Source organism: Halorientalis litorea, assembly GCF_023028225.1.
Lineage (GTDB): Archaea > Halobacteriota > Halobacteria > Halobacteriales > Haloarculaceae > Halorientalis > Halorientalis litorea.
The window spans coordinates 1,108,577-1,125,679 of sequence record NZ_CP095482.1 but is presented as its reverse complement, the minus strand read 5'-3'; the positions used below and the strand labels follow the sequence as shown (position 1 = coordinate 1,125,679).

The 17,103-nt window shown below is 66.7% G+C and carries 17 protein-coding genes; 7 read left to right on the top strand and 10 right to left on the bottom strand.

The annotated features are described in order from the left end of the window. Window positions 1-131: 131 nt before the first annotated feature. Window positions 132-1,283, top strand: coding sequence for a thiolase family protein (locus MUG95_RS06065; RefSeq protein WP_247010179.1), 1,152 nt, complete (start codon window positions 132-134; stop codon window positions 1,281-1,283). Between the two features lie 125 nt (window positions 1,284-1,408). Next, complete coding sequence (locus tag MUG95_RS06060; RefSeq protein WP_247010178.1) at window positions 1,409-2,113, top strand: hypothetical protein; 705 nt, start codon at window positions 1,409-1,411, stop codon at window positions 2,111-2,113. A 6-nt stretch (window positions 2,114-2,119) separates the two neighbouring features. Here the strand turns inward: MUG95_RS06060 and MUG95_RS06055 are convergent, their stop codons facing one another. Next, window positions 2,120-2,773, bottom strand: coding sequence for a helix-turn-helix domain-containing protein (locus MUG95_RS06055; protein WP_247010177.1), 654 nt, complete (start codon window positions 2,771-2,773; stop codon window positions 2,120-2,122). Window positions 2,774-2,963: 190 nt separating this feature from the next. Between MUG95_RS06055 and MUG95_RS06050 the strand changes: the two genes are divergently transcribed. Then, window positions 2,964-3,380: a PaaI family thioesterase gene (locus MUG95_RS06050; RefSeq protein WP_247010176.1), complete on the top strand. Its 417-nt coding sequence runs from the start codon at window positions 2,964-2,966 to the stop codon at window positions 3,378-3,380. Here MUG95_RS06050 and MUG95_RS06045 read toward each other — a convergent pair. The 6 genes from MUG95_RS06045 to MUG95_RS06020 all read right to left on the bottom strand — a co-directional run bounded on the left by MUG95_RS06045 (window position 3,377) and on the right by MUG95_RS06020 (window position 11,199). Further along, on the bottom strand, window positions 3,377-4,393 hold the full coding sequence (locus MUG95_RS06045) for a DUF4352 domain-containing protein (RefSeq protein WP_247010175.1): 1,017 nt from the start codon (window positions 4,391-4,393) through the stop codon (window positions 3,377-3,379). The genes MUG95_RS06050 and MUG95_RS06045 overlap by 4 nt on opposite strands. Window positions 4,394-4,452: 59 nt before the next feature. Next, on the bottom strand, window positions 4,453-6,138 hold the full coding sequence (locus tag MUG95_RS06040; RefSeq protein ID WP_247010174.1) for an aldehyde ferredoxin oxidoreductase C-terminal domain-containing protein: 1,686 nt from the start codon (window positions 6,136-6,138) through the stop codon (window positions 4,453-4,455). 96 nt (window positions 6,139-6,234) lie between these two features. Beyond that, complete coding sequence (locus tag MUG95_RS06035) at window positions 6,235-7,242, bottom strand: TIGR04024 family LLM class F420-dependent oxidoreductase (RefSeq protein ID WP_247010173.1); 1,008 nt, start codon at window positions 7,240-7,242, stop codon at window positions 6,235-6,237. A 68-nt stretch (window positions 7,243-7,310) separates the two neighbouring features. Next, window positions 7,311-9,278: a cation:proton antiporter domain-containing protein gene (locus tag MUG95_RS06030; protein ID WP_247010172.1), complete on the bottom strand. Its 1,968-nt coding sequence runs from the start codon at window positions 9,276-9,278 to the stop codon at window positions 7,311-7,313. A gap of 99 nt (window positions 9,279-9,377) precedes the next feature. Further along, window positions 9,378-10,295, bottom strand: coding sequence for an MBL fold metallo-hydrolase (locus MUG95_RS06025; RefSeq protein ID WP_247010171.1), 918 nt, complete (start codon window positions 10,293-10,295; stop codon window positions 9,378-9,380). A gap of 64 nt (window positions 10,296-10,359) precedes the next feature. After that, the gene (locus MUG95_RS06020; RefSeq protein ID WP_247010170.1) at window positions 10,360-11,199 is read right to left on the bottom strand and encodes an MBL fold metallo-hydrolase; all 840 of its coding nucleotides are present in this window, start codon (window positions 11,197-11,199) and stop codon (window positions 10,360-10,362) included. A gap of 105 nt (window positions 11,200-11,304) precedes the next feature. Here MUG95_RS06020 and MUG95_RS06015 point away from each other — a divergent pair, with 105 nt between their 5' ends. Further along, entirely contained in the window at window positions 11,305-11,850 is a 546-nt protein-coding gene (locus tag MUG95_RS06015) for a carboxymuconolactone decarboxylase family protein (protein ID WP_247010169.1), read from the top strand. Here the strand turns inward: MUG95_RS06015 and MUG95_RS06010 are convergent, their stop codons facing one another. Beyond that, complete coding sequence (locus MUG95_RS06010; protein WP_247010168.1) at window positions 11,851-12,741, bottom strand: NAD(P)-dependent oxidoreductase; 891 nt, start codon at window positions 12,739-12,741, stop codon at window positions 11,851-11,853. A 167-nt stretch (window positions 12,742-12,908) separates the two neighbouring features. On the opposite strand from MUG95_RS06010, the gene MUG95_RS06005 reads away from it, so the two are divergent. Then, a complete protein-coding gene (locus tag MUG95_RS06005) occupies window positions 12,909-13,103 on the top strand; it encodes a cold-shock protein (protein WP_247010167.1) in 195 nt (64 codons plus the stop codon). Between the two features lie 121 nt (window positions 13,104-13,224). Next, the gene (gene serS / locus MUG95_RS06000) at window positions 13,225-14,607 is read left to right on the top strand and encodes a serine--tRNA ligase (RefSeq protein ID WP_247010166.1); all 1,383 of its coding nucleotides are present in this window, start codon (window positions 13,225-13,227) and stop codon (window positions 14,605-14,607) included. A gap of 27 nt (window positions 14,608-14,634) precedes the next feature. Here serS and MUG95_RS05995 read toward each other — a convergent pair whose 3' ends face one another. Both MUG95_RS05995 and MUG95_RS05990 read right to left on the bottom strand, forming a co-directional pair. Next, window positions 14,635-14,973 carry a nuclear transport factor 2 family protein gene (locus MUG95_RS05995; RefSeq protein WP_247010165.1) on the bottom strand — a complete coding sequence of 113 codons (339 nt, stop codon included), beginning with the start codon at window positions 14,971-14,973 and terminating at the stop codon, window positions 14,635-14,637. A gap of 45 nt (window positions 14,974-15,018) precedes the next feature. After that, the gene (locus MUG95_RS05990; protein WP_247010164.1) at window positions 15,019-16,530 is read right to left on the bottom strand and encodes a peroxiredoxin family protein; all 1,512 of its coding nucleotides are present in this window, start codon (window positions 16,528-16,530) and stop codon (window positions 15,019-15,021) included. A gap of 53 nt (window positions 16,531-16,583) precedes the next feature. On the opposite strand from MUG95_RS05990, the gene MUG95_RS05985 reads away from it, so the two are divergent. Then, entirely contained in the window at window positions 16,584-17,102 is a 519-nt protein-coding gene (locus MUG95_RS05985) for a DUF367 family protein (protein WP_247010163.1), read from the top strand. The last annotated feature ends 1 nt before the right edge of the window (window position 17,103 follow it).

The following is a 17,103-nucleotide window of genomic DNA, read 5'->3' as shown; positions in this document are numbered from 1 at the left end:
CCGGTAGGATTTTAGCGGGCCGGATATAAGCCCCCCGAACTCGTCTCGTCGCAGTTCCGTCCACGACAACTGCACACACCGGTGCTACCAGTTCGACTGGATTTATCACTATCCACCATGATTGAAACTGTATGGCATCCACACCAGTCGTTGTCAAGGCGTATCGGACACCGCAGGGGAAAGAGGACGGCGTCTACTCGGAGGTCCGCAGCGAGGACCTCTCGATTCCGCTCATCAACCAGATGCTCGCCGAGACTGGCCTCTCGGGCGACCAGGTCGACGACCTCATCTGGGGCTGTGCCCAGCAGCGTGACGAACAGGGCAACAACATGGCGCGCGTCATCTCTCTGCTCTCCGATCTGGGCGAGTCCGTCCCGGCGACGACGGTCAACCGATGGTGTGCCTCCTCGGCACAGGCCATCATCTCGGCCGCCGACGCCATCCGCGCGGGACAGCGCGATGTCCTCATCGCGGGCGGCGTCGAGAACATGTCTCGCGTCGAGATGGGTGCCAACACCGCCAACGTCCACCCACGGCTCAACGAACACTACAACGTCATGGACCTGCAGATGGGCATGACCGCCGAGAAGGTGGCCGAGGAGTACGACATCTCCCGGGAACAGCAGGACGAGTACGCCGCTCGCTCCCAGCAGCGCGCCTGCGAGGCGACCGACGAGGGTCGCTTCGACGACGAGATAATCCCCGTGCAAGGCCACGACGACGACGGCAACGAGATAACCGTCGAGGAAGACGAGGGCCTGCGCCGCGGCACCACCGCAGAGAAACTCTCGGGCCTCCCCACCGTGTTCAAGGCCGACGGGACGGTCTCGCCCGGCAACTCCAGCCAGATTTCCGACGGCGCGGCCGCGACGATGCTCACCAGCAAGGAGTTCGCGGAGGACCAGGGTCTCGACATCCTCGCGGAAGTCGGTGCCAACAACGTCGCCGGCGTCGACCCGACCGTGATGGGTATCGGGCCGGTCCCCGCGGTCCGTGGCCTGTGTGAGCGCACCGGCCGCGACCCCGAGGACTACGACCTCGTCGAACTCAACGAGGCCTTCGCCTCCCAGTGTTACTACTGCCAGCAGGAACTCGGCTTCGACGACGACATCTACAACGTCAACGGCGGTGCCATCGCCATCGGCCACCCGCTCGGTGCCTCCGGTGCCCGCCTGCCCGTGACGCTCATCCACGAGATGAACAAGCGCGACGCCGAACTCGGCCTCGCTACCGAGTGTGTCGGCTTCGGTCAGGGCGCGGCAATCGACTTCGAACTGCCCTAAAACCCAGTCGTACTGCTCTCGACTCTCGGCGGTTCTTTTGTAGACAGTCGGCGAACGTACCGCTGCCGAGACGCATATAGTGCTCATAGCAACCGCTTATCGGACCGTTCGCGAACCGCTCGGTAATGTCCGAGACACCGACAGAGCGGTTCCGGCGCGAGTTCGAAGACCAGACGGACCGGTACCTCGACACGCTGATGGAGTGTACCGCACGTCTCTCGCCCGCGCTCGAGTGCTACGGACAGGACGCGGACCCGTTCTGGGACGAACTCGAAGCAGTTCACCGTCTCGAATCCGACTGTGACGACCTGTTACAGGACCTCCGCCTCTCGGTCGCCGAGTCGATGCAACCCAACTTCACCGGTGTGTTCTTCCAGCCCGGGCCGGTGCTCGAACTGTTCGCCCGCCTCGATGCGGTCCCCAACGCCGTCGAACAGTTCCTCACGGAACTGGCCGCGATGACCCCCTCGCTGTCGGTGACGGCCCTGTCCGATTTCGTTCGGATGGCCGATATCGTGACCGACGCGATGGCGACGCTGGTGTCGGTGACGGCCGACCTCTGTGACGTACTCTGTGGCACCGACGCCGGGACCGACGACATCCACCGGCGTGTCGAGTCGGTGATAGCGGCCGAGTCGCGGTGTGACACCGTGCGGGACAAACTCCTCTCGGACGCGTTCGCCGAGACGGACACTGCGGCGGCACTGGTGGTCCGTGCGCTGGCACTCACGCTCGACCGGGCGATGGACGCCGTCGAGGACGCCGCGGAGCAACTGGTGTACGTAGACAGCGTGACCGTCCGGTCGGCGGCGAGCCCCGAACCGCGGTGAGTGTCGTCAGTTCACCGTCGCGCCGATGATGGACGCCTCGATGCGGTTGAGGTGTTCGCCGACGGTGCCGACGGTGCAGTCACACACCTCGGCGATGTCCTCGTAGGTCGCCTCTCGCGGCACCTCGTAGTAGCCGAGGCGGACGGCGGCTTCGAGCACCTCGCGCTGGCGGTCGGTGAGGCGGGCGATGGCGCGCTCGTCGTCGGGACGGTAGGTCCCCATCTCGGTCGCTTCGGCGTCGATGGTCTCGGGGACGTTCGCCAGCGCGTCTTGGATGTTGTCGTCGCTCCCGACGACGGTCACCCGGAGGTTGCCCTGACCGGTGAACTGGATGGGGAGTTCGAGGACGAGACGGTAGTCGTCGACGAGTTCGAGCAGCTCGACCGTCGGTTCGCTCTCGGCCCAGTGGATGTACGTGTAGTGTCCGGGGTCGCCGGGGATGAGTTCCCACTCGAGGGCACTCGGGTGGGCCTCGAGTATCTCGGCCGTCGCGTTTTCGTCGCCGTACCCGCCGATGAGCGAGACGCCGGTCCTGTCTTCGAGGAGGTTGATGTAGGCTATCTGTTCGAGCGTGACCGCCGGTTCGGCCTTGACCGCGGCGATGACCGGGTGGAAATCTCGGTCGTCCAACGGGACGAGCGTGAAGGTAAAGTACCGCATCTTCAGGCGGTCCCTCTCGTCGCCGAGTGTCGGTCTGCGTGGCGGTCGTCTGGCCGTGTGCGGTGTGTGTCTGTGGCGCGTCGCATAGGTCGAGAGTCGCCTCCCGGGCGGTATATGGCATCCGGAAAGCGGGTGTCGTCACGGCGTTCGTCTTGTGAACCCTTATTTCCCGGTGGTCGCATCGTCACCCATGGGACTGGAGAAGATATTCGACCTGATGCCGTTCGCGGACCTTCTCGGCATCGAAATCACACACGTCGGCGACGGCTACGCCGAGGGGACCCTCGAGATGCGGGAGGAACTCTCGTCGGTCCCCGGCGGTGGCGTGGCCCACGGCGGCGTCACCTACTCGCTGGCCGACACCGTCGGCGGGGCGGCAGTCATGTCCGCAACGGAGGACGTGTCACCGACCATCGACATGCGCATCGACTACATCGCCCCAGCGACCGACGACCTCGAAGCCGAGGCCGAGGTGGTTCGGGTCGGCGGGAACGTCGTCGTCGTCGACGTCGACGTGTGGGACGCCGACGGACACCACGTCGCCACGGCGCGTGGCGTCTACAAGTCCGGCGGCCGGAGCGAAGACACGCCGTGGCTGGCCGACTAGGCCACCTGCCAGACGTACCGGCTGCCGTCGTTGATGCCCGAGAAGTCGAACACGAAGTACAGCGGACTCGTGTCGGCCCCGGCGTTGTACGGCACCTCGCCTTCGACCCGACCGTTCGTCTGCACCTCCATATTCCACCGGAGTGCCTCGTCGAGGGCCGGCTGTGTCTCGGTACTCGTGGCGTACACCTCCCCGGTGTCGCTCTTGAGGAGAGCCTGCCCGCGCAAGAAGACCATCTGTCCCTCGTCGGCGTCGTTCTCGAGACGGACGGTTGGGATGGCGAACGTCGTCTCCTCGCCCGAACGAATCCCGTCGACGGCATCCGTCGTGCGGAAGTCGGTGACCGTCACGGTCAACGACCCCTCGGTGACGCTCTCCCCGATGTCCGCGGCCGGGACGTGCAACGTCTGTTCGAGGCGAGCGACGCTGTCTGCGGACTGGTCGAGCCGGAACGTCGCGCGCTCGAGACTCGTGTGGTCGGAGTCGATGTCCACCTCGACTGCCGGTTCGGTGAGCGTCGCCGGCGTCTCGAACGCGAGGTAGCCCTGCACGACTTCGCCCGGTGCGAGCAGGCCGTTCCGAAACTGGTTGCCGGGTTCCTCCGAGACGACGACGCGGCGGTAGTCGTCGCCGCCGTCCGCGAGGTGAAACGCGCCGAAGTCCTGCATCGACAGGAACCGCTCCGTGGCCCCGTTTTTCATCTCGAAGAAGGCGACGACCATCGTGTTCCCGTCGTCTGCCGTCCGTCCCGCGACGGACTGTCGCTGGCTCGCCCCGAGCAGCACCATCGAGAGGCTGTCGTCGCCGACGACCTCACCGATGGCCGCCGTCGGCCGCGTCGTCGGCGTCGCGGTCCCGGCCGTCGTCGTCGTCGTCTCCCCGGCGACGGTGGTTCCGGTGACCGTCTCGGTCCCATCGGTGTCACTGTCGGTTCCACAGCCAGCGAGCAGGAGCGTCCCCGCGGCGACGCCGGACCGAAGGAAGTGGCGGCGAGAGAGTGGCGAGTCGGTCATGGTGTCCGGCGGTATGCCGAGGTCGGGTATAAATCTCGTGACCTCGCCCGACCGGACGCTCAGTCACCGACGGCGGACGCACCGGTGACGGACTCGTCGGGGACGGTGCCGTCGTCGTTCCAGCCACGCAGGTCGTAGTAGTTCGAGAGTTCCTCGCTGAGGCCGTCCAACTCGTAGGGGAGTGACTCGTCGTCCGCGCGGTCTTTCCCGCGCTGGTTGTGGAAGTGCCGCTCCAGTTCGACGATGCGACTGCCCACGTCCATCAGGTGGTCGTACTCGGTCTGGAACACCCTCTCGTAGCGCTCCTCTTCGGTGTAGGACGAGGAGAACTGACAGAGGACGCCGCTGTCCCTGATTGCCTTGCGGTTTTCGAGTTCGATGACGCGCTCGGATTTGCCGTCGACGCCCTCCTTGGGCATCGCCTCGTTCGGGGCGACGAGCGGGTACTCGTAGTCGTAGACGACGGCGTACATGTGGTCCGCGCCGCGGTTCGAGGTGGCGTACGAGAGGCCCTGCCCGTTCAGCGTCCGGCCGTCGTGGGCCGCGAACTCCATGCCCTTCATGGTCCAGTTCTCGACGCCCAGCTCCTCGTGGACGCGGTCGATGCCCTCCGCGAGCAGGTCACCTTCGTCCTCGCGGTAGGCTATCTTCTCGACCAGTTCCAACAGCAACTCCTCGTTGCCGAACTCGTCCTCGCTGGCGAGGTACGCCGAGACGGTGTCTCCACAGGAGATGGTGTCCATCCCGAGGTTGTCGCACATGTCGTTTGCCTCCATGACCGTCCGGAAGTCGTCGACCAGTGCGTTCGACCCGAAGGCCATCACCGTCTCCCACTCAGGGCCTTCGGTGGTGAACCCGTCGGATTCGTCTTTGGTCGGGAGTTTGCAGGCGAAGGCACACGACGAGCAGGTCCCCTTCTTGTACTTGTGGTCGATGACCGCCGAGGACCCGATGTTCTCCAACCCGTCGTAGGAGAGTTCCTCGAAGTACTTCGTCGGCACCGCGTCGACGGCGTTGGCGAACGAGGAGACGGAGACGGTCCCCGCGTCCTTCATCGGGCTATCCGAGGTGGCGGCCTCCTGATGAATCGCCTGTGTCACTTCCTCGTCCAGTTCCACGTCCCGCCGGGAGTCGCCGTCGAACGTGACGAACTTGACGTTCTTCGACCCCAGCACCGCACCGAGGCCGCCGCGCCCGAACGCGCGGTGTTCGGAGGTGATGATGGCACCGAAGCGCACCTCGTTCTCGCCGGCCGGGCCGACGATGGCGGTGTGTTCGTCGCCGAGGTCGTGTTCGGACTGGACGTACTCGATGGTCTCGTCCACAGTGGCCTCTTCGAGGTCGCCGACTTCCTCGAAGGTCACGCCGTCGTCGCGGACGTGGACGCCCACGAGGGCGTCGCTCGCGCCCGTAATCTCGACCGCGCCGTAGCCGGTGTCGGTGAACGGCCGGGACATGAACCCACCCGCGTTCGAGGAGAGCAGGCCGTCTGTCAGCGGCGACAGCCCCGTGCAGTTCATCCGGCCGGTGAAACTCATCTGTGAGGTTTGGAGCGGCCCGGTGGCGAACACCAGCCGGTTCTCCGGGCCCAGCGGGTCCGCGTCGAACGGAATCCGCTCGTGTGCGAGTTTCGTCCCCACGCCCCGGCCCCCGATGAACGATTCGAGAACGCCGTCGATGTTTTCCGTCTCCGTCTCCCGCGCCCCCACGTCGATGCTCAACAGCGGTCCGCGCCCGTGAATCATTGTCGTGGTATACGTTGGAAGCCGGGGTAATAAAATCAGGAGATAGCGGTCACGAATCTCCGGCGATCCGTTTCCATTGGAAACCGCCGTTCCCGTTCAGCCGGTCAGTTCACCGAGTGCGTCCAACGTCGTCTCCTTTGCCTCCTGTGTCATGCCGGAGGCGAAGCCGACGCGGACGGCACTCACGCCGTCGACGGCCGCGAACTGCTCGACGCGCTCCCGGACCTCGTCGGGGGTCCCCGCCGCGGCGACGGCGTCGAGGAGTTCGTCGGGGAGTGCCTCGGCCATCGCGGCCGTGTCCCGTTCTTCCCACGCCCCGCGGATTTCTTCGACTTCCGCCTCGTAGCCCTGCTCGGCCACCGAGTCGCCGTAGAATGGCCCGTACGCGCCGAGCAGGAACGCGACCATCTGCCGAACGGTCGACCGGGCGCGCTCGCGGTCCTCGCTCGCGTAACACCGGACGATGGGACTCACCCGCAACGCCGAGGGGTCGCGGTCTCCCAGTTCTGCCCCTCTGTGGAGGTCCGCCATCCGGTCGGCCAGTCCGTCGTGAGTGAACAGTTGTGGAATCCAGCCGTCGGCGAAGCGACCGGCGAGTTCCGCGGCCTTCGGGCCGAGGGCGGCCACGTCGACGGCCGGCGGGTCGTCCGGCACCGTCCCCTCGTAACTCAGCCCGCCCACGTCGAATATCTCGCCGTCGTAGTCGACGTCACCGCCCGCGTACACCTCGCGGATGACGTCGATAGTCTCGCGGAGGCGACGGAGCGGCCGGTCGAACGACTGGGCGTGCCACCCCTCCGCGATGGCGGGGGAACTCGTCCCGAGGCCCAGACGGAAGCGGCCGTCGGTCACGTCGTGCATCGTGAGCGCGCTCTGGCCCACGACAGTCGGCGCGCGCGAGTACGGCGAGAGGACGTCGTCGGTGATGCCGATGTCCTCCGTCCGCTCGGCGATGACCGTCAGGACGGGGAGGATGTTCCAGCCGGTCGTCTCCCCCATCGTCACGTGACTGAAGCCGTGGTTCTCGGCGCGCACTGCCTGTTGGGCGACCGAATCCACCGAGTCGTGGTCCCGTGTCATCAACACGAGGTCGAGGTCCGTCATGCACCCCACTCCACCCCGCTGGTACTAAAAGCGTCTCCCCGTCGCGGGGGTGTCACCCGAAGTCCTGCTCAGTCCGGGTTGACCATCTGCATCGCCTCGCGCACCGAGTCGCGGTTCCCGAGCAGCGTTACCCGGTCACCCTTCTCCAGTTCCATGTCGGCGTTTGGAACGTCCACGTCGCCGTTGCGCGCGACGAGCGCGATGAGACAGCTCTCGGGTAGTTTCGGCCCGAGTTCTTCGACGGGCCGGCCGATGAACGCCTCGGCCGTGACGGGTACCTCCTGTACGTCGCCGACCCGGCCCACGTCGGTCATCCAGTGTGCCAGTGCCGGCCGTTCTATCTGGTTGTCGATGGCCCACGCCGTCGCCATCCCCGCGTCGATGGTGCGGACGCCGAGGTCCTCGAAGGCCTCCACGTTGTCCGGGTTGTTCGCCCGGGCGATGACGGTGTCCACGCTGAACTTCGAGTCCGACAGTTGGGCGATGAGGAGGTTCGCGTCGTCGTCGCCGGTGGCGGCGACGATGGTCTTTGCGTTGTCCGCACCGGCCTCGCGTAACACCTCCGTGTCGGTGCCGTCACCCCAGACTGCGGTGAAGCCCTCGTTTCGGATCGTTTCGACGGCGCCTTCGTCCTCTTCGACGATGACGACGTTCTCCCCTCGGTCTTCGAGGCGGTCGGCGAGCGCGCGGCCCACCTTCCCGCCTCCGACGATGATGACTCGCATTGGTATCACGTTCAGGTATTCAGCGATGTAGCGCGCGAAGCCGCCCTCTAGTGCGACTGTCGCGAAGATGACGAGGAAGACGGTCCCGACGAGCAGTTGTGCCTGCTGGCTCGACGTGGCCGCCTCCGTACACAGTTGTCCGACTTCCGTGCCGCTGACCGCACCCGCACAGACCGTCGCCGGGTCCGCGCCCGCGAGCGTCGCGGCCTCGGCTCTGAGCGTGCTGGCCTCGGACTGCAACTCGACGGCGAACAGCGTCGCCACGGACGCCGGGATGATGCCGCGCGGGCCGACGAAACTCATGAACACCTTCTCGTTCCGCGTAAAGCGGTCGCCGACTGCCGACACGAACACCAACAGCGGCCGGACGGCGAGCATGACCGCCGCGACGACGACCAACCCCGGCAGTCCCAACTGGAGCAGGTCCTCGAACTCCAGTAACGCCGCGAGCGCGATGAACACGAACGAGAGGACCAGCAGCGTGATGTCGCCCTTGAACGCCTCGATTTCGTCCTCGTACGGCACGTCCGCGTTCCCGAGGACGAGACCGGCGGTGGCAACGGCCGCGATGCCCGCCTCGCTGGCGATAGTGTCGGCCGCACCGAACGCGATTACCGCCCCGGCGAGCGTCAACAGACGCGCGTTCCGCGGGGCGTTCCCCGGCGAGAGGTCCACGTACCGGAGCAGGTAGAAGACGGCGGCGGCGACGACGAGGCCGACGAGCAGGCCGATGCCCAACCGCTCGGTGAACTCACGGAGGAACGCGCCACCCGATTGGTCGCCCAACACGACCACCTCGAAGACGACGACGGCGACGATGGCCGCCGTCACGTCGTTGATGATACCCTCCGTCTCCAGTGCCGTCGCCACCCGGTCACGGACCGGGACGACGTCGAGAATCGGCGTGATGACCGTCGGCCCCGTGGCGACGAGCAACGCACCGACGAGAAACGACATGTCCCACGCCGCGCCGAGCGCGAAGTGGACGGCGAGTGCCGTGCCGACGAACGCGATGGCCGCACCGACCGTCACCAGTCTGATAGTCGCCGCGGGTGCCTCCTTGATGCGGCCGACCCGCAGGTGGAAGGCCCCCTCGAAGACGATGATGGCCACCGAGAGGCCGACGATGGCCGGGAGCGCGTTCCCGAACGACGCCCGTGTTATCAGGCCCAGTCCCTCGGGCCCGAGGACGACGCCGGCGGAGATGAGGAAGATGATACTGGGGACCTGAAACCGTGCGGCCAGTAACTGCGCCGCGACGCCGATGCCGATGATGGCCGCGACGAGCGGTATCAGTCCGCTGGCGCTCACGGGAGTCCCTCCATACGTCCGGGGACACGAATCGGCGGTTCTTAAAACACCCACACTGCGCGTTCCTGCGTCACGTCCCGTCCCCGTGGTTGTCGGGTGTCACTCGCCCGACTCGCGCTCGTCGAGATACCCCAACACGCCCCGGACGTTCAGCCGTGCCTCCTCCCGGGCCTTCCGCTCGCCCCACACGTCCCCGAGGTCAGCCGCCGCCGCGAAGTGGTCGGCGACCGCCTCGTCGTCTCCCAGTTCCTCGCGCTTCTCGGCGACGCGCTCGACCCACTCGGGGAGCACCGTCTCGTACTCGTCGAGGCGGCCCGCCGCCTCGGCCGCACCGAAGTGGGGGTAACAGAGTACCTCCGGGTTCAGGTCCCGCAGCATCCGTACGTCGGCCAGACACTGTTCGAGGTCGAAGTTCGCGGGCGGCGACGTCTGAAACACGGCGTCGCGCTCGCGGACGTAGATACCGGCGGCGTCGGCGGTGAACACCGTCCGCTCCGCGCGGTTCTCGAAGACGACCTGATGGGGTGCGTGTCCCGGCGCGTGGTGGACCCGGAGCCGTCGGTCCCCGAGGTCGAGTTCGTCGCCGTCTGCGAGTTCGCGGATGCGCGACTCGGGTACCGGTTTCGGCTCCGTGTAGAACTCCCACTGGTCGCCGACGGCCGCCTTCGTGCCCGCGACGAGACGCGAGGGGTCCGCGACGTGTGAGGCCCCAATTTCGTGGACCGCGACGGTCGCGTTCGGACACGCCTCGGCGAGAAAGCCCGCGCCGCCCGCGTGGTCGAGGTGGACGTGGGTCAGCGCGACGACTTCGAGGTCCGTCGGTTCGACGCCGACGGCCGCCATCGCGTCGAGAACGCGCTCGTAGTTGGTACCGATACCCGAGTCGACGACGGCGGGTCGCTCGGCGTCGAGGATGTACACCGCACCGAACCCCGGTGCGTCGAACATCCCCGTGTCGACGTAGTGCAGGTCCGAACAGTCCCCGAGTGTCACCTCGGTCAGGTCGCCGATTGCCATACTGCTCACACTGGCGGCCGGGGAGAAAAGCCGTTCGGGGGGCCGACTGACGCGGCCGTCTCGCTCACAGCGTCGTCTTCGTCAGCACATCCGAGTCACCGATTCGGTACGAGCGCGCCTCGCCCCAGTCCGTCTCGACCACCGAGTAGTCGCGCTCACCGTCGGCTATCTCCCGGAGGCCGCCGTAGAGCGTGTCGAGTATCGAGAGGTCGTCACCGGACAGTGCTTCGTTGTGGCTCGTCGCGAGCGTGTCGAAGGCACCGGCGTCGCGCAGGTCGAGGAGTTCGGCGACCGACTGGACGTACTCGTCGAAGTCACAGTCCTCGAACATGAGGTACACGCCCCGGTCGATGTGGACGATGTCGCCGCCGTAGAACACGCCCGCCTCCCGGTCGAGGAGGCCGAGGTGACCGGGCGAGTGCCCCGGCAGGGGATACACGTCGAGCGTCCGGTCACCGAGGTCGATGCCGTCCGCCATCGGAACCGCCGACGCCGGTGCCGGGTCGACGGCGTACGTCTCCGGTTCGAACTCGTCCGGGAACGTTCCGCCGTCCGCTAGCCACCGGTCCACGAACGTCGCCGGCCTGTCGACGAACTCCTCGGAGAGGCTGTCGATGGCCACGCGGCCGTCGGCCGGGAGTTCGCGCGGGCTGACCAGCACGTCGTCGAACTGTGCCGCCGCCCCGATGTGGTCCCAGTGCGTGTGCGTGAGTACGACCGTAATCGGCGTGTCGACCAGTCCGGTGACCAGTCCGCGCAAGTCACCGACGCCGATACCCGCGTCCACGAGGACCGACCGCTCGTCGCCCGCTATCAGAAACGAGCCGTACTTTTCGGCTTCGTCGATGCTGTACCCGCGCTCGCCCAGTCGCGTCACCTCGTACCAGTCGTCCGTCCTGTTCATGCCTGACACACGACGGTCACGCGGCTTAAATCCACACCCGCGGGTCGGGACGGACGCGTCCACGGTGGCACGAAAGCCTTTGACCGTCCCCGTCGACCAACGGCCATGGCACGCGTTCCCTATGTCACCCAAGACGACCTCGACCCCGACTACCGTGACCTCGTCGTCTCATCGCTCCAACCGGGCAAGACGGTCAACGTGTACAGTGCCATCGGCAACAACCAAGCGGTACTGCACGGCTTCCGGGAGGCTCTCGGCGCGTTCTGGAACGACTCCGGGTTGACCGACCGCCAGCGCGAAATCGTCATCCTGACGGTCGCCGCCGAGATTCGTTCGGCGTACGAGTGGCAACAGCACGTCAACGTCGCCGGTGACGCGGGCCTGGCGCCAGCGGAAATCGCCGCCATCGCCCGCGACGACCGCAGTCCGTTCCCCGACGAGGAACGCGCACTCGTCGCCTACACCCGTGCGGTCGCTCGGGGACGGGTCGACGACGCCCTCCACGAGGCGATGACCGAGTACTTCGGAACCGAGACCGTCGTCGGTGCGGCGTCGACGGCGGCGGGCTACGTCGCACTCGGCCGGGTCATCGACGCACTCGGCGTCGAAATCGAGGCTGGCGACGAGTTCGTCGGGTGGGACCCCGAGTAATCACGACGCGTCCGTCGGTTCGTCCGCCCCTGTAGTTTCGCGAACGTAGTCGTAGATGTCGGTCATGTCACCCTCCTCGCCGTACCGCGCCCGTGTCCGACCGACCTGACTCCTGACGACGCCCGCCAGCAGGAGCGGGAGTCGCTTGTCCTCGGCGAACTCGCCGAGGAGACGGAGGTCCTTCGCCAGCAGCTCGATGGCGAACCCGACGTCGCGGCCGTTCGCGACGTACTCCGGGAACTTCTCCTCCGTCGCGGAGTTCCGGCCGGAACTGACGTTGAATATCTCACACATCGTCTCGATGTCCAGTCCGGCCCGTTGTCCGAGGGCGACTGCCTCCGAGGTGGCGACCATCGCCGTCGCCGAGAGGTAGTTGTTGAGCAACTTCACCGCGTGCCCGTGGCCGGGGTCGTCCCCGACGTGGAAGACGTTCTCGGCGAAGGCGTCGACGTACGCCCGGCAGGCCTCGAACGTCGCGCGGTCCCCGCCGACCATCACGGTGAGCGTCCCGTCCTCAGCCCCCGACACGCCGCCGCTGACGGGCGCGCCGAGAACCGTCGCCTCGAGGCCCGACTCTGGGTCCGCTATCGCTCTGGTCGTCCCCGGCGTCGACGTTGTCGTGTCGACGACCACCGAGTCGGCGTCTGTCGTCGCCGCCAGTTCCGAGGCGACGGCCTCCACCGCCTCCGGGCCGGGCAGCGAGAGGAAGACGACCTCGGCCGCGTCCCCGACGGCCCCGGCGGACTCGGCCGGGGTCGCGCCCGCCGCCGCCATCGCCTCGACCGCTTCCGGTCGGCTGTCGTAGACCACGACTTCGTGGCCGTTCCGAACGAGGTGCGTGGCCATCGACCCGCCCATGCGACCGAGGCCGACGAATCCCAGCGTTACCATAGCTGAGTATCGCTACCGTCGAGCAATAAGCTACCGCCGGCGGTGACCGACTCGAACTCCTCGGTCACCCTCGAACCGGCCGAATCCACGCCACACGCTCACTCTCGCCCCGTGGTACCGCGACTCTCGGAACCCTTATCCCTCCCCCGCTGTTCCAGACAAAGGCAATGGCAAACGGTACGGTTGATTTCTTCAACGACACAGGCGGCTACGGTTTCATCGAGACAGAGGACGCGGACGAGGACGTTTTCTTCCACATGGAAGACGTTGGCGGCCCGGACCTCGAGGAAGGACAGGAAGTCGAATTCGACATCGAACAGGCCGACAAGGGCCCCCGCGCGACGAACCTCGTCCGTAACTGACGGACGTTTCTGACCGCGACCTTTACCGAGTGCAACCACCCCGAGCAGTGCGACCGCCCCTCGAAACCGCGCGACACCGGAGAGCGACACGGTTTTGCCACGTCGGGCGGAACGCTCGGGCATGATTAGCCGGCAGTTCCTCCGGGAGAATCCCGACACCGTGCGCGACGCCGTCGCGAAGAAAGGCGTCACGGGCGTGGACGTGGACCGGGTACTCGACATCGACGCGGAGTGGCGCGACCTGAAGGCAGAGGGCGACGACCTGCGCCACGAGCGCAACGAGGTCAGCGAGCGCATCGGGAAACTCAAACGCGAGGGCGACGAGGAGGCGGCACAGGAGGCCATCGACCGCTCGCAGGAACTGAAAGCCGAACTCGAAGCGGTCGAGGAACGCGCCGACGAACTCGAAGCCGAACTCGAAGCGGCCCTGCTCGAACTGCCACAGATACCCCACGAAGACGCGCCGGTCGGCGACGACGAGAGCGACAACGTCGAGGCCTACCGCGAGGGCTTCGACTCGCTCCGGGACCTACCCGACGCGGTGACGCCCCACTACGACTTGGGCGAGGACCTCGACATCCTGAACTTCGAGCGCGGCGCGAAGGTGACCGGCGGCGGCTTCTACTTCTTGCAGGGCGACGGGGCGCGACTCGAACACGCGCTCATCCAGTTCATGCTCGACGTCCACCGCGAGCAGGGGTACACCGACATCGTGCCGCCCATCCCGGTCAACAGCCAGTCGATGGAGGGCACCGGCCAGTTCCCGAAGTTCGTCGAGGACGCCTACCGCATCGGCGGCGACAACGACGAACCGTACGACGACGAGGACCTGTGGCTCCTCCCGACGGCGGAAGTCCCCGTCACGAACATGTACCGCGACGAGATTCTGCTGGACGACGACCTGCCGGTCAAACACCAGGCGTACACCCCGAACTTCCGGCGGGAAGCGGGCGAACACGGCACCGAGACCCGCGGCATCGTCCGCGTCCACCAGTTCAACAAAGTCGAACTCGTCAACTTCGTCCGCCCCGAGGACAGCTACGACCGAATGGAGGGGTTGCTCGGTGAGGCCGAGGCGGTCCTCGAACGACTGGGCCTCCCCTACCGCGTGCTGGAGATGTGTACCGGCGACATGGGCTTTACACAGGCCAAGAAGTACGACATCGAGGTGTGGGCACCCGGCGACGACATGGAGGACGGCCCCGAGGAGGGTGGTCGCTGGCTGGAGGTCTCCTCGGTGTCGAACTTCGAGGCGTTCCAGGCTCGACGCGCGGGTTTGCGCTACCGTCCCGAACGCCACGAGTCGGCCGACTACCTCCACACGCTCAACGGGTCGGGACTGGCCGTCCCGCGAACGATGGTCGCAATCCTCGAATACTACCAGAACGAGGACGGCACCGTCACACTCCCCGAACCGCTCCGCCCGTACATGGGCGGGCAGGAGGTCATCGCCGGCCACGACCCGGTCGGCGAGAGCGCGCTCGGTGCTGGCGACCGGGAGTAACCGCTTCCCGCGGGTCCGACCGGCCGGCTACTGCGTGAAGGTATCGACGCTCGCTATTCTTTCACCCTCGAAGGAAAAGATGTCCACGAACGACGCCATCTCGGCCCCGTCCGGGGCGAGGAGGCGGCCCCGGACCGCCACGTCGCCCGCGTCCCCGGTCGCGGTAAACACCGCGTCCAGCGGGTGGGTCGTGTCCTTCGTGGGTCGGCCCTCGCGCATGAACTCGACGAACCGGTCCCGGCCGTCGATGGTCCGGTCGGGCCGGTGGTGGACGAACTCCGGCGTGAGTATCTCGGTGAGCAACTCGTAGTCGTCGCCGTCGAGGGCCTCGTAGTACGCCCGGGCCGTCGCCGCGCGGTCTGGCATACGTGACGTACGACCGCCCGACGGCAAAAACCCGCGGTCCCCGACTCACTCGGTGGGGTCGTCGAGGTCGAGTTCGATGTCCTCGTCGCTCCCGTCCTCCGCGTCGTCAGCCGCCGTCCCGTCGGCACTGTCCCCGTCGGCCGTCTCGGGGGTCACCGTCTCGCTCCCGTTGGTGTCCACTGTGTCGTCGTCGCCGACTTCGATTCCGGAGACGGTCACGTCGTCGTCCGCGGTATCCACGGGTCCGGTGTCGTCTATCGTCACGCCGCCACCGTCGTCCGGGGCGTCCGTGTCGTCGTCACCCGCGTCGTCGCCCTGTAGTTCCGCTTCGACCTCTTGGACGGCCGCGTTGATGTCGTCGTCCGCGCCCTCTCGTTGGCCATCCTCTTCCGGAGGCGAGGTATCCTCGTCCGTGGCTGGCGGGTCGGTCTCCTCGTCGCCCTGTAGTTCCGCTTCGACCTCTTGGACGGCCGCGTTGATGTCGTCGTCCGCGCCCTCGTCCTCGATGTCCCCGCCCGGCGTGGCGGTGTCCTCGTCGTCGGCGGGGTTGGTCGGCTGTTCGATGTCCTCGTCCGCCGGTTCGTCGCCGTCGGACTCCTCCGCGATGTGGGTGTCTTCGTCCTCGGTGGTGGCTCCGGCCGTGGCTTCGTCGTCCGGGTCCGGCGAGTCCGCGGGTGTGTCGTCGCTCTCCCCGTCGACCTGTATGTCGTCCGGGTCAGGGGGTTCGCCGATGTCGCGGGCAGTCATCAGCGGTGACTCGGCGTCTTTCCTGAGTTCGTCGCCTTCCTCGCCGTCCCCGCTGGAGAACTGGTTTGCGGACTCGGACAGCCACTCGGCGGCCTGCCAGAGTGCTGTCGCTTTCTCCTGTGCGCGCGTGAACCCGAACTCCAACTCCTCGGACTCGGCGAACCGGACGGCACTCTGGAACTGGTCGGAGGCCTCCTGAAACTCCTCCATCGCACGCTCGAAGTCGCCCTGTGCGATGAGCCAGTCCCGGTCCTCGTAGCTGTTCATCGCGCTCGTGAATGCACGCCGTCCCTCGATGTAGTGGGCGTGGCCGACACGGTAGCGGCCGACGGCCGTCGAGTCGCCGCCGATGGCCGACACCGCCTCGCGAACCTTGTCGGCGTTCGGTAGCCGTCGCATGTCGTCGGTGGACCACGTGTACTGGATGACACCCTCTTGGTCGATGACGAAGACGGCCCGCTTCGCGAGCAACTGGTCGCTGTCGAGGCCGACGCCGTACTGCTCGATAACCTCGCCGTGTGAGTCGCTCAACAGCGGGGTCGACAGCGAGTACTCCTCGGCGAACCGCTTGTGGCTGAACACGCTGTCCGGACTGATGGCGAAGACTTCCACGTCCTGTTGCATCGTGAACAGGTCTAGCTCGGTCAGGTCACAGGTGTCCTCGTCACAGGCGGGGCTGAAATCCGCCGGGTAGAACGCCAGCACGAGGATGTTCCTCCCGAGGTAGTCGTCTATATCCACGTCACGGGGCGCGCCGTCCACCACACCCGGGAGCGTGAACGTCGGTGCGTCCGTCCCTTCGCCAAGCACACGTCCACGGAAAACTGCAAGGGACTTAAAGCCTGACGGCGTTCTATCCACCGATGGACCAGTTCGGCCTGCACGTCCGCTACGAGGGCGACGACGACCCCGAGAAGTGCAGTGCTCGCAAACTCGCCCGGTTCGACCGTGCCGAGTTACACCGCTCGACGCTGGCGACGCCGCCCGGCATCGTCCTCAACCCCTTCGCCGACACCGCCCTCTCGCCCGCCGACGCCGTCGGGTCGGGTGCCCGCCACGGCCGACTCGTCGCGCTCGACTGCTCGTGGGAGACGGCTGAACGCGAGGCCTTCGACCTCGAAGGTATCCACCGCTCGCTCCCCTTCCTCGTCGCGGGCAACCCCGTGAACTACGGGACGGCCTTCGAGTTGAGTACCGTCGAGGCGTTCGCCGGCGCGCTCTGTATCCTCGGCGCGCGCGAACAGGCCGAGGACATCCTCTCGAAGTTCACCTGGGGCCACACCTTCCTCGAACTCAACGACGAACCGCTCGCCCGGTACGCCGAGTGTACCGACTCGACCGAAATCGTCGCCGTGCAGGACGACTACCTCGTCTCGGAGTGAC

Excerpts from the sequence above, each read along its gene's own strand:
- MUG95_RS06065 (WP_247010179.1), top strand. The coding sequence starts at position 132 with ATGGCATCCACACCAGTCGTTGTCAAGGCGTATCGGACACCGCAGGGG.
- MUG95_RS06060 (WP_247010178.1), top strand. The coding sequence starts at position 1,409 with ATGTCCGAGACACCGACAGAGCGGTTCCGGCGCGAGTTCGAAGACCAG.
- MUG95_RS06055 (WP_247010177.1), bottom strand. The coding sequence starts at position 2,773 with ATGCGGTACTTTACCTTCACGCTCGTCCCGTTGGACGACCGAGATTTC.
- MUG95_RS06050 (WP_247010176.1), top strand. The coding sequence starts at position 2,964 with ATGGGACTGGAGAAGATATTCGACCTGATGCCGTTCGCGGACCTTCTC.
- MUG95_RS06045 (WP_247010175.1), bottom strand. The coding sequence starts at position 4,393 with ATGACCGACTCGCCACTCTCTCGCCGCCACTTCCTTCGGTCCGGCGTC.
- MUG95_RS06040 (WP_247010174.1), bottom strand. The coding sequence starts at position 6,138 with ATGATTCACGGGCGCGGACCGCTGTTGAGCATCGACGTGGGGGCGCGG.
- MUG95_RS06035 (WP_247010173.1), bottom strand. The coding sequence starts at position 7,242 with ATGACGGACCTCGACCTCGTGTTGATGACACGGGACCACGACTCGGTG.
- MUG95_RS06025 (WP_247010171.1), bottom strand. The coding sequence starts at position 10,295 with ATGGCAATCGGCGACCTGACCGAGGTGACACTCGGGGACTGTTCGGAC.
- MUG95_RS06020 (WP_247010170.1), bottom strand. The coding sequence starts at position 11,199 with ATGAACAGGACGGACGACTGGTACGAGGTGACGCGACTGGGCGAGCGC.
- MUG95_RS06015 (WP_247010169.1), top strand. The coding sequence starts at position 11,305 with ATGGCACGCGTTCCCTATGTCACCCAAGACGACCTCGACCCCGACTAC.
- MUG95_RS06010 (WP_247010168.1), bottom strand. The coding sequence starts at position 12,741 with ATGGTAACGCTGGGATTCGTCGGCCTCGGTCGCATGGGCGGGTCGATG.
- MUG95_RS06005 (WP_247010167.1), top strand. The coding sequence starts at position 12,909 with ATGGCAAACGGTACGGTTGATTTCTTCAACGACACAGGCGGCTACGGT.
- serS (WP_247010166.1), top strand. The coding sequence starts at position 13,225 with ATGATTAGCCGGCAGTTCCTCCGGGAGAATCCCGACACCGTGCGCGAC.
- MUG95_RS05995 (WP_247010165.1), bottom strand. The coding sequence starts at position 14,973 with ATGCCAGACCGCGCGGCGACGGCCCGGGCGTACTACGAGGCCCTCGAC.
- MUG95_RS05985 (WP_247010163.1), top strand. The coding sequence starts at position 16,584 with ATGGACCAGTTCGGCCTGCACGTCCGCTACGAGGGCGACGACGACCCC.